Source organism: Paraglaciecola aquimarina (assembly GCF_032464635.1).
Classification (GTDB): domain Bacteria; phylum Pseudomonadota; class Gammaproteobacteria; order Enterobacterales; family Alteromonadaceae; genus Paraglaciecola; species Paraglaciecola aquimarina.
In genome coordinates this window covers 2,501,663-2,512,662 of record NZ_JAWDIO010000002.1, presented here as the reverse complement: position 1 = coordinate 2,512,662, position 11,000 = coordinate 2,501,663, and the positions used below count along the sequence as shown (strand labels likewise).

Sequence of the window (11,000 nt, the reverse complement as noted above, 5' to 3'; positions counted from 1 at the left end):
TAACTCTCAATTAACCTTTCCCGGTCCCCCTTGGCGCAGCCGTAATATATTTACATGATTTTATGGCTTGCGCTGCTCATAATGCGGATAGCTATGTCAACGTTAATGCTATGTAATTTGAGTCTATGCTGTACGCGCTTAATCTTTTTATGAGCGATATTTAACTCACTCATGAAAAATTCGGTACGCCGCTATGAAATCTAAATTCGGTGTCTGCACTGGTAATTAACGCCGCTTCTTTCTCACCAATAAGGCGAACCCTGCCGCTGATATCTTCCTGCGATATCTTTTCTGCTAACCCTAAATAGTCTTGGAAATGCCTTGCTTCTGAACGTAATAAAGAGACATAGAACTTATGTAATTCGTCATCCAGATAGGGCGCTAATTTAGCAAAACGTTCGCAGGAACGGGCTTCAATATAAGCTCCACAAATAAGGGTATCAGGTAATTTAACAGGGTCATGAGTACGGACATGTTTCATCAACCCTCTAGCGTAACGAGAGGCGGTAAGATTTTGGTATTCCACTCCCCTGTTCTGCATAATTTCCCACACTTGTTGAAAATGATGCAACTCTTCCTTTATAAGCAACACCATTTTAGCAATCAACTCATCCCCATGTTCAAAGTTAGATTTGCTAATTAACTTTTTAGATAAGTTTACATGCTGACTAAAATCACCGTCCCCAACTTTACGATAAACAAAGTCTTCAAAGGGCTTAAGCCACGCCAACAAAGCCTCACCACTTTGTTTATCCACCGCATAACGACGAAGTAACAACATAGCAGTTTGTGCGGCCTTTAATTCACAGTTAGCGTGATCGACTAACAATAATGCTAGGTTTTTGGGTTGTATAGCTGTGTCAATCCAACTTTGTGGGGTTTCACATATAAGAAAAGAATTAATTGGAGAAAGTAGCTCAGATATATTCAAGAAAGCGTTCTACTGTTGGTTAAAAGTTAAAGATGAAGACTGGGCAACATGCGCTCATGCAGAATTCGGATAATAGCAAAGCCATAATCAGCTATTTTGAAGTAAATAATGTGCTTGCCTTCCCTACAAAATCGATATCCTACCCTAATATGGTCACAAGAAATTGCCTGTTTAGAAGAGTTCGCAAGCTCACCAAAAGCTGAAAATAAACTATCGATATATTGTTCGGCTTTCACTAGACCCCAGTGCTCAAAAGAGTAAACCCAAATTGATTCTAAATCTTGCTCCGCTTTTGGAGAAAGCCAAAACTCAGGCATATTTGGCAGCCATTTTTGCTTTAAACTCGTTAGCGTTGAGCAGCTTTGCTTCACCGCTTTCTTCGCCTTCTATAAGCGCTTTTCGTATCGCATCATTGTAGCTATTAAGTTCCTGATCTTGACGCAGCAATGTTCGGATGTATTCGCTATCATTAGTGAAACGTCCAGACTGGATTTGGTTTTTTATCCACTCATCCTGTTGATCTGTCACGGTAATAGTTTTGCGTATTGTTGACATGTTCTCTCCGAAAATATGAAATATTCATACTATTGATGAGATTATAGATATTTTCTGCTCTTTATACCAACTGGATTGTTTAAAATTATGGTGGGTTTATTCGATATTTGGAATTTAAAATATGCAATTGTGTGTAACATTATTTTATTAATAGACAATTTCGAGACTCAACTAATTGTAGTTGCACACTTATGCCTTTAATTCACAGTTAGCGTGATCGACTAACAATAATGCTAGGTTTTCGGGTTGTATAGCTGTGTCAATCCAACTTTGTGGTGTTGAGCAATGCAGAAAAGCATCAATAGGTTGCAAAAGTTCGTTCAAGTTTAGGCTCTATTTCTATTAAGTAGGTGAGTTTATTACATATCAAATGTAAGCGGCGGATTCTAGCAATTGACTGCAGGCAAATAAAGTCTGAGTCCATTCATTTTCACTTCGTTTAGTATACCCCAATTCCCCCTATCTTATTGTTCATCATAGTAAAATATGACTATTTGTTGACATTGCCGCTAGCAAACTGCTAACGTGAAATGAATGATAGACGATCCCTTTTCGGCGGCTTAGTATGGCGAGTCAAATAAGGCATTTGTTTTTTGCTAGTAGTTACATTGCGACGTGCGGATTTTCACTAATTAAATGATACGCTTTTTCAAGTCTTTAAAATCAAGGCTAGTCTTACTAATAATATTGGTCGCTTTGCCGGGCCTATTGACGCTTATTTACGTATCGGTTTTAGAAAGAGAGCATGCCATCGAATCATCTCTTGAAGAAGCTAAAAGTACAGTCACCATTGCCACCACCTTTCAAACCCTATTAATAAAAAGAACCGAAAACTTTTTAAAGAATTTATCTACGTTTGCGGAAGTACAACAGCCTAACTCTGCCCAGTGCTCAGCCTTTTTAGCTGACCTAATAAAGATTAAAGATATTTATAATAATATTGGCATACCTAATATTGATGGTACTTTATTGTGTAGCGCAAAACCACTCAGTAAGCCGGTCAATGTTGCTGACCGCCCGTATATTCAACGCGCGATTAATCAAAGAGCGTTTTCAATCGGTGAGTTTCAAGTGGATAGAGTGACAGGCGTCAGCAGCTTAAATTTTGCCTACCCTGTTGTATCCCAAGAAAATCAAGCGCTAGTAGGCATTGCCGTCGCGGTTTTATCACTCGATTGGTGGAGTGAGCAGTTTTCTACACTCGCATTACCTAAATATTCCGTAACCTATGTGACGGATCACCGACAAAGAATTATTGCTACTTTTCCCACTAACAGTAGCATACTAGGCTCTCATATTGCAGATATTGAAGGGCAGTTGAGACCTTATGATTCCGATGCAGAGCATGCCATTAGCAGTTATCTAAGTAGCGGCCAAAACGCAAAAATATTTTTTCAAAAGCCACTCATCAATGACAGTCAATTAGTCATGATCAGTGTAGGTATTCCCTTTGAGGAAAAACTCAATGCGATTAATTCAAACCTACTAAAAATTGGCTTACTAGTGTCTGCATTCGTGGTGTTAATGTTTTTTGTGGCCTTATGGGGCATTAAGATAAGTGTTCTGGTGCCATTAAAAGCCTTAATACAGTCTACAAAAGAACTAGAGGAAGGAAAATTCAAGGGCGAATTACCGCTGCACGGTTCTACCGAATTAGTTGACTTACAACAACGTTTTACATTGATGGCTAAGGCCCGAGTCAGTGCCCAAAGTCAACTTGAATCTAGTCAACAACATTTGCAAGAAAGTAAAAATCTGCTTTCAGCGCACATTGACAATACACCACTTGGTTGTGTTTCTTGGGACAAAGACTCTATTTGTACTAAATGGAATAAATCGGCCGAGAATATTTTTGGTTACCGAGCAGAAGAAGCGATAGGCAAACACGCTTCTGACTTAGTTTTATTACCAGAATTAAAAGGGGAATATAAGAAATTTTTCCGAAGTTTTATTAGACAAAAGGGAGGAAGAAGTAGTACCAGTAAGAATAAAACTAAATCGGGAAAGGTCATCATTTGTGTATGGCATAATACCCTAATTCGTAGCCAAGATGGTCAGGTATTGGGCGTAAGTTCGTTTGTCCAAGATATCACCCAAAATAAACTTGCCGAAGAACAATTAACCTTAGCGGCGAGTGTGTTTACGCATGCTAAAGAGGGAATTTTCATTACCGACAGTAAAGGCGCGATTATCGAAGTAAATGATACGTTTGTTGCCGTTACCGGATATCAACGAGATGAAGTTTTAGGAAAGAATCCAAATTTATTAAAATCAAATAAACAAACACCAGAGTTTTATCAAAAGCTATGGAGAACGATCGAAGAAGAAGGACATTGGACTGGAGAAATTTGGAACAAACGTAAGAATCAAGAACTGTACGCTCAACTACTAACAATAAACTCGGTATTAGATAACGCCGGTAATGTAAAAAACTACGTCGCCATATTCACAGATCAGTCAGAAATCAAAGAGCAACAACTTAAACTTGAGCATATGGCTCACTATGATGTGTTAACCAACCTCCCCAACAGAAGCTTGTTAACAGAGCATTTAAATAAAGAAATTCTGCGCTGTAAACAAAATGCTAAAGAGTTAGCAGTGGTGTTTCTTGACTTGGATGGCTTTAAAGAAATTAACGACTTATATGGGCATAGTTTTGGCGACCAAATACTGATTGTTTTAGCCACTCGATTACAAAATACCTTGGGCGAGAATGACATTCTATCGCGAATTGGCGGCGATGAGTTTGTTGCGGTATTAACCAATTTAGCCCATACAGAAGATTTTCGGTTGGCAGTAGAAAAAATGTTGAAAGTCACCTCTGACCCAATCGCTTTGGGTGATGATATATTGAAAATATCCACCAGCATCGGAGTGACAATTTACCCCACTAATAATACTAACGCCGACCAACTAATTCGTCATGCCGACCAAGCTATGTATGTAGCCAAGCAAAAAGGCAAGAATTGCTATCACCTATTCGACTTTGAATCAGAAGACGCCATTAAATTACGCAATGAAGTTTTACATAACATTTCCTGTGCAATAGAGTTGAATGAATTTGTGCTGTATTACCAGCCCAAAGTAAACATGCGAACAGGTCAAATTATTGGCGTTGAAGCATTGATCCGCTGGCAACACCCTAGTCGTGGACTGTTACCTCCTTTCGAGTTTTTGCCTTTTGTAGAAAATCATCACTTAAGTGTCGAAATTGGTGAATGGGTGATAGAAGAAGCGTTAACACAATTAGCTAGGTGGAAAAAGGCCGGCCTCGATTTACCCATAAGCGTTAACATTGGTGCTTTACAGATTCAGCAAGCTAACTTTACTAATAGGTTAGAAAAACTATTACGCGCATATCCAGAGATCGATCCGCAAAATTTACAGATTGAAATATTGGAAACCAGTGAAATAGGCGATGTCAATAACGTATCCCAAACAATCAATAATTGTCTAAAGCTTGGGGTAAGCTTTGCTATCGACGACTTTGGTACTGGCTATTCTTCATTAACATATTTAAGACGATTGCCTGTTGATCTGATTAAAATCGATCAAACCTTTATTCGAGATATGTTAGTTGATGCAGAAGACAAAGCCATAGTCATGGGGATCATTGGGCTCGCTAACTCTTTTGATCGTAAAGTCATTGCCGAAGGGGTTGAAACAATTGCCCATGGCACCGCTTTATTAAAACTAGGTTGTGAAACGGCTCAGGGGTACGGTATTGCCAAACCAATGCCAGCAGACCAATTGCCAGAATGGGCGAAAAATTGGACTACTGACCAAGCTTGGCAAATCAGTTAGTTGTTAAAGCCGCCCTAATAAAGCTTACACCAACTAACAAATAACGGCTTACCCCAAGTCAATAGTATGAATAACTGTCATAGTTCGCGGCAAGATTGGCGAATTTGCAAAGCGCAAGGTACTAATAATTTAGTTGCACGCTCATTTTTACTGTTGATGTTTTTCAGTAGCAGTTTCGCCGCTTCCGTGCCTATTTCATAGGGGGCTTGTTTAACCACAGTAATGGGCACTTTAAAAAATTCAGCCATTGGAATTTCGTCAAATCCAAGTAAGGACACATCATAAGGCACGGCGATCCAGCTTGATTGAACTGCTCTAATAGCTCGATGGTAATAGGCATATGTTGGCTAAAAAAAGCTGTGGGGGCATGCTTTTTAAACACTTCAATCGGTGATTGTTGAAATCCCGAATCTCGCTGCCAATACTGAATTAAATCTTGGTTGACCGGGACATTATGTTTAGTCAATGCAGCGACATAGCCTTGGTACCTATCCATTATTGACTTAACACTGTCAAACGCTTGGGTAACAAAACAAATTTTACGATGACCTAACTTTAGTAAATACTCAGTTGCATCAAATGCCGCTTGTTTGTAGTCCGACAGAATAATGTTCTGTTCACTACCGTCGTGCTCAATTTGAAAATGTACAACAGGCAAGCCTTTTTTCACATATTTAGCAATAAGTTCTGTATTATTGCCAGAGGACGCGATAATAATACCGTCCACCCTAAGTTGATATAGTGCTTCTATGGATTTAGCTTCTACTTTAGGATCAAAATCTGTGTTGTATATAAGCGCGTTGTAAGCATTCTTTTTGCAGAAATCATCCACCCCACGTATCACCCGACTGGTGTAAAATCCGGTAATATCTCGGACCACGACCCCTATGGTTTTTGTTTTCGTTGCTTTTAGATTTCTAGCAATAGGATTGGGTACATAATCTAATTCTGCAATCGCCGTTCTAATGCGTTCTTTGGTCTCTTTCGACATATAATCAAATCGGCCATTTAGAAACTGTGAGGCGGTACTTTTTGACACCCCAGCTCGCTGGGCGACGTCAATTAATTTTACTTTTACCATCTGTTTATCGTCATTCTTAGCGTAAATGTATGCTTGTTGACATATTGCAAGATTATGCTAATTTATTCAACTAAACCGGTTTAGTAAATACTATTAAAGTGATTAAAGAGAGTATTGGCATTGAAGATTAAAGAAATCAAAGTCTTTGTTTGTTGTCCTGGCAGGAACTTTGTCACCGTAAAGATCATCACAGATAAGGGGATCTATGGTGTAGGTGATGCAACGCTAAATGGCCGAGAAATGGCGGTCGTAACGTATTTAGAAGCCCATGTTGCACCTTGTCTTATTGGCCGCAGTGCCCATGATATAGAAGATATCTGGCAATACTTATACAAAGGCGTGTACTGGCGCAAAGGTGCTGTCAATATGGCTGCTATTGCCGCCATTGACATGGCTCTTTGGGATATAAAAGGGAAAGCAGCGGGCTTACCCGTCTATCAGTTGCTAGGTGGCAAGAGTCGACGAGGAGTAAACCTATACGCTCATGCCAGTGGCGAAAATATCGAAGATACCCTAAATAAAGCTGAAACCTTATTTAACCAAGGCTTTAAAGCGGTTCGTTTACAAAGTGCGGTGCCTAGGATTAGGCGTCACATACGGCGTACTAGGCGATAAGAAAGACTACTATGAACTGCAGGGCAACCGGCCTCTGCCGCCAGAAGAACCTTGGTCAACTCAGAAATACTTCAACATGGTAGTCGACCTGTTCCGTCAAGCCAGAAAACGATTTGGCAATGACGTAATGCTCTGCCATGACGTACATAGCCGATTAACCCCCATAGAGTCCGCGAGATTAGGCAAACTACTCGAGCCATATGACTTATTGTTTTTAGAAGATGCCTCTATCGCCGAAAACCAAGACAACTATAAAATAATTAGACAGCACACCACTACCCCTCTTGCAATTGGCGAAACTTACAACACCATTTGGGATTGCAAAGATCTGCTACAAAATCAGTTGATTGATTATATTAGAGTTGCTTCAACTCATGCTGGCGGGATTACCCCCTCAGACGTATTGCTGACTTTGCCAGTGTTTACAATGTAAAAATAGCACCCCATGGCGCCCCAGATCTTTCGCCCATTTGCTTCGCTGCACATATGCATCTGAATTTGTGGGCGCCGAATTTTGGCATTCAAGAATTTGTTGGCTGGGGAACTGAACAAGCTCAAAAAATATTCAAACACCCAATCACAGTTGACCAAGGAATGGCCTATATTGACGACACACCGGGTTTGGGCGTTGAGTTTGATGAACAAGAAGCCAGCCAATATCTCTATAAACGTTCTTATCTACCCGTCAGCAGATTAGAAGACGGCACTGTTTGGAATTGGTAATTGACCTAGCACGTTTGCGTTTAACTTTGATAATTCGAGAAAAATCACATGAGTAAAAATATATCGGTATTGGTGTACGGCACCGGGTTTGCTGGCCAAGGGCATGCGCAAGCATTCCGTGATATGGGTGCAGAAGTAGTTGGCATAGTCGGTAGAACCCAAAGCGTCGTCCAACACGTCGCCAAAGACATGAACATACCTTACGCCAGCACAGATTGGCAACAAGCTTTGGCTGACTGTAAGCCTGACGTCGTATCTATCGCTACCCCGGGTGGTGCTCACGTTGACGCCATTAGCCAAGCGATTGAATTTGGTTGCCATGTATTTTGTGACAAACCCCTTACAGAAAGTGGCGACAGCTCCAAAAAACTGCATCAACTAGCAACACAGAAAAACGTAAAGACGGCTTTTGCTGCCAGCTTTAGATACATGCCCGACGTGATCCACGCCAAGCGACTAGTGGCAGAGGGAGCTATTGGTGAACCTTTAGAAGTGGAGTGTGTTTCGCACTTCAACCTTGAGCGGGATATTCCATTTGGCTGGTCTCATCGAAAAGAGCACGGTGGTGGCCGACTAAATAATAACTTCACCCACAAGTTATCCATTGTCACCTCAATCATAGGTGAAAAAATTCTCTCAATAATGGGTGAAGTTCGTGACGACTTAGGTAGAGCTCCCATAGTTGATGGTGTTCACAACTTTAAGAAACGTCGAGATTTTATTCCCAGAGATCTAAATGACCCGTCTCTAAAGTGGGGCGAATCCAATGTTGAATGGTCCTACACCGTCCTAGCCCAAATCGAAAGCCAAATTGCACAAAAACCAGTATCAGTATTATTCAAGCACGGAGGATTGCATCCAAGGTTCCACGAGGATCATATCGTGATCTATGGCAGCGCTGGTGCAATTTATATAAAGGGTCACTATGCCAGCGGACCTTTGTATTTTTACGACGACAACAACGAGTGGCAAGCACTCCCCTTACCAGAAGATATTGCCCAAGACATTCCCGTTGCCGAAGGAGACACCGAAAAAAACTGGCGTTATCTAATTAGAGAGCTAGTCAAAGACATTAAAGGTGAACCCGTTGCGCCGTATCAAACATTTAAGGAAGGCAGTCAATATCAACAACTTATTGATTTGATCCGTAAAAATGATAATTGGGTCGACGTTACTCACCTTCAATAAAAGGCCTACACATGTTCTATGAATATATAGTAATTGCTGGATATTTTATATTGGTCATAGGGATTGGCTTTGCTTTTAAGAAAATGGCAAATAACTCTACCAGTGATTACTTTCGTGGGGGCGGCCGCATGCTCTGGTGGATGGTTGGCTCAACGGCATTTATGGCACAATTTTCAGCATGGACGTTTACCGGTGGTGCCGGCAAAGCTTTTACTGATGGCTTTTCAATTAGCTTAGTGTTTTTTGCCAATACCTTTGCTTATTTTTGTGGTTGGGCTTATTTTGCTGCACGCTTTCGTCAAATGCGTGTAGATACTCCGACCGAAGGCATTAAACGTCGTTTTGGCAACCAGAACGAACAGTTTTTCTCATGGGCTTTAATTGTGTTTAGTTTTATTAATGCTGGAGTTTGGCTAAACGCTCTGGGTGTATTTACCAGTGTAGTATTTGATGCCGACGTCAGTGCTACTATCATCGCCACAGGCCTAACCGTTTTATTTGTTTCTGTGCTATCTGGCGCTTGGGGCGTCGTCGCGTCGGATTTTGTACAAACCTTAGTGGTGGCGGTTATATCCATCGCCTGTGCCATCATTGCCCTTGTCAAAGTAGGTGGGCCTGTTGCACTGATGAGTGATTTCCCAGTGGATTTTGTGATGGGCCCTGATATGAACTACGGCCTAATACTGGTGGCGTCATTTGTATTTTTCTTAGCAAAACAAATGATCACTATCATGAATATGCATGACGCGTTTCGATTCCTAAATGCAAAAGATTCCGCTAATGCTAGCAAAGCAGCGCTATTGGCGATGATACTCATGGGGGTCGGCAGTATTGTTTGGTTTATCCCTCCTTGGGCTTCTGCAATCCTCTATCCAGATGCAGCTGCTGCTTACCCTGAATTGGGTAAAAAAGCCGCAGACGCTGTATATTTAGTGTTTACTCGCAACGCCATGCCAATAGGCACAGTCGGTTTACTATTAGCCGGTCTATTTGCTGCGACCATGTCATCAATGGACTCAGCACTGAACAAAAACTCCGGAATTTTCGTCAGAAGTATTTACCAACCTCTTCTGGCAAAAAAGATAGAAAGGTAAGTGATAAGCACCTGCTCAATGTTAGCCGCATAGTGAGCTTTGTGAGTGGAATACTAGTGATTGCCGTAGCTTTATTTTTCAAATCATTGAAGGAACTTAGCTTGTTTGATTTGATGATGAACGTATCAACCATGATCCAAGTGCCTCTTTTGATCCCGCTTATATTTGGTTTGTTCATTAGGCAAACTCCGCAATGGGCGCCGTGGGTCACGGTTGCTTTAGGCTTAGGTGTATCTTGGTTTATGGCAGATATATTTACGCCGCAATTATTTAACCAATTAATCGGCTTAGAGCAAGCCTTTACGCAACGAGAGTCGATAGATATCAACCTCATTCTGACGATTGCCGCCCATCTAACGATTACTGCCGGGTTCTTTTGCTTAACTAGCCTATTTTACCAAGAACACAAGGACCCGCATAAAAGCACAACCGAAGCGTTTTTCAAAGATATCGAGAAACCTTTTGTTGCTGACTTTGCACAAGACGAATTTGATAGGCAACAAAGACAAAAACTTGGCTCTATGGTCATGTACATGGCTATTGGTGTATTGGCTATGATGTTGATCCCCAATCCAATATGGGGGCGATTAGTGTTTGTCATGTGTGCTTTGGCAATATTCAGCATCGGCTATTTATTAAAAAGAAGTGCCACCCATAAACAAACGCCAAGCATCACTTAAAGGTGCTTAGGCGCGTTATGTTGAATCTTAAACTAATCAATAAGTATGACCTCAATGCCTAGCCTCTCAATATTGACACATCTACCCGCTATCTACTTAACCTGAGTTCTGGATAAGAAGTATCGTTTAAGCTAAACACTAGTTAAGCTAAGCAATATTAATATCATTCAATGGCTCAGTGTGTTTTTGTCTACATAACCTCAGCTAAATGTTACACGGTGACGAAATTTTTCGTGATTACCCGCGAGGACGTCTAATCAGCGGGATGATTAGATGAACAAAGAATATAGGAATAAAAAAGATAATCTATTTGTAATAAAAAACCCTGA

General features: G+C 40.9%; 5 protein-coding genes and 5 pseudogenes. 4 read left to right on the top strand and 6 right to left on the bottom strand.

Annotated features, from left to right (window positions below):
• Positions 1–169 precede the first annotated feature (169 nt).
• From miaE (RS130_RS12530) to miaE (RS130_RS12515), 4 genes and pseudogenes are all read right to left on the bottom strand, one after another.
• Positions 170–931, bottom strand: a complete 762-nt coding sequence (gene miaE / locus RS130_RS12530; protein ID WP_316026217.1) for a tRNA isopentenyl-2-thiomethyl-A-37 hydroxylase MiaE — start codon at positions 929–931, stop codon at positions 170–172.
• 26 nt (positions 932–957) lie between these two features.
• Positions 958–1,248, bottom strand: a complete 291-nt coding sequence (locus tag RS130_RS12525) for a type II toxin-antitoxin system RelE/ParE family toxin (RefSeq protein WP_316026216.1) — start codon at positions 1,246–1,248, stop codon at positions 958–960.
• Positions 1,241–1,486, bottom strand: a complete 246-nt coding sequence (locus RS130_RS12520) for a type II toxin-antitoxin system ParD family antitoxin (protein ID WP_316026215.1) — start codon at positions 1,484–1,486, stop codon at positions 1,241–1,243. Before RS130_RS12520 ends, RS130_RS12525 begins: the two co-directional genes overlap by 8 nt.
• Before the next feature lie 192 nt (positions 1,487–1,678).
• A pseudogene (miaE, locus tag RS130_RS12515) lies at positions 1,679–1,810 on the bottom strand (tRNA isopentenyl-2-thiomethyl-A-37 hydroxylase MiaE); the annotation flags it as partial.
• 384 nt (positions 1,811–2,194) lie between these two features.
• On the opposite strand from miaE (RS130_RS12515), the gene RS130_RS12510 reads away from it, so the two are divergent.
• Entirely contained in the window at positions 2,195–5,290 is a 3,096-nt protein-coding gene (locus RS130_RS12510) for a bifunctional diguanylate cyclase/phosphodiesterase (RefSeq protein ID WP_316026214.1), read from the top strand.
• 77 nt (positions 5,291–5,367) lie between these two features.
• On the opposite strand, the pseudogene RS130_RS12505 reads toward RS130_RS12510, so the two are convergent.
• Both RS130_RS12505 and RS130_RS23810 read right to left on the bottom strand, forming a co-directional pair.
• Positions 5,368–6,281: pseudogene (locus tag RS130_RS12505) on the bottom strand (substrate-binding domain-containing protein).
• Positions 6,279–6,371, bottom strand: a pseudogene (locus RS130_RS23810) (LacI family DNA-binding transcriptional regulator); the annotation flags it as partial. The pseudogenes RS130_RS23810 and RS130_RS12505, both read right to left, overlap by 3 nt.
• Before the next feature lie 120 nt (positions 6,372–6,491).
• Between RS130_RS23810 and manD the strand changes: the two are divergent.
• The 3 genes and pseudogenes from manD to RS130_RS12490 all read left to right on the top strand — a co-directional run bounded on the left by manD (position 6,492) and on the right by RS130_RS12490 (position 10,671).
• Positions 6,492–7,709, top strand: a pseudogene (gene manD, locus RS130_RS12500) (D-mannonate dehydratase ManD).
• A gap of 48 nt (positions 7,710–7,757) precedes the next feature.
• The gene (locus tag RS130_RS12495; RefSeq protein WP_316026213.1) at positions 7,758–8,897 is read left to right on the top strand and encodes a Gfo/Idh/MocA family protein; all 1,140 of its coding nucleotides are present in this window, start codon (positions 7,758–7,760) and stop codon (positions 8,895–8,897) included.
• 11 nt (positions 8,898–8,908) lie between these two features.
• Positions 8,909–10,671, top strand: a pseudogene (locus tag RS130_RS12490) (sodium:solute symporter family transporter).
• The last annotated feature ends 329 nt before the right edge of the window (positions 10,672–11,000 follow it).

Coding starts and splice junctions, on each gene's coding strand:
- RS130_RS12495 (WP_316026213.1), top strand. CDS start 7,758: ATGAGTAAAAATATATCGGTATTGGTGTACGGCACCGGGTTTGCTGGC.
- RS130_RS12520 (WP_316026215.1), bottom strand. CDS start 1,486: ATGTCAACAATACGCAAAACTATTACCGTGACAGATCAACAGGATGAG.
- RS130_RS12525 (WP_316026216.1), bottom strand. CDS start 1,248: ATGCCTGAGTTTTGGCTTTCTCCAAAAGCGGAGCAAGATTTAGAATCA.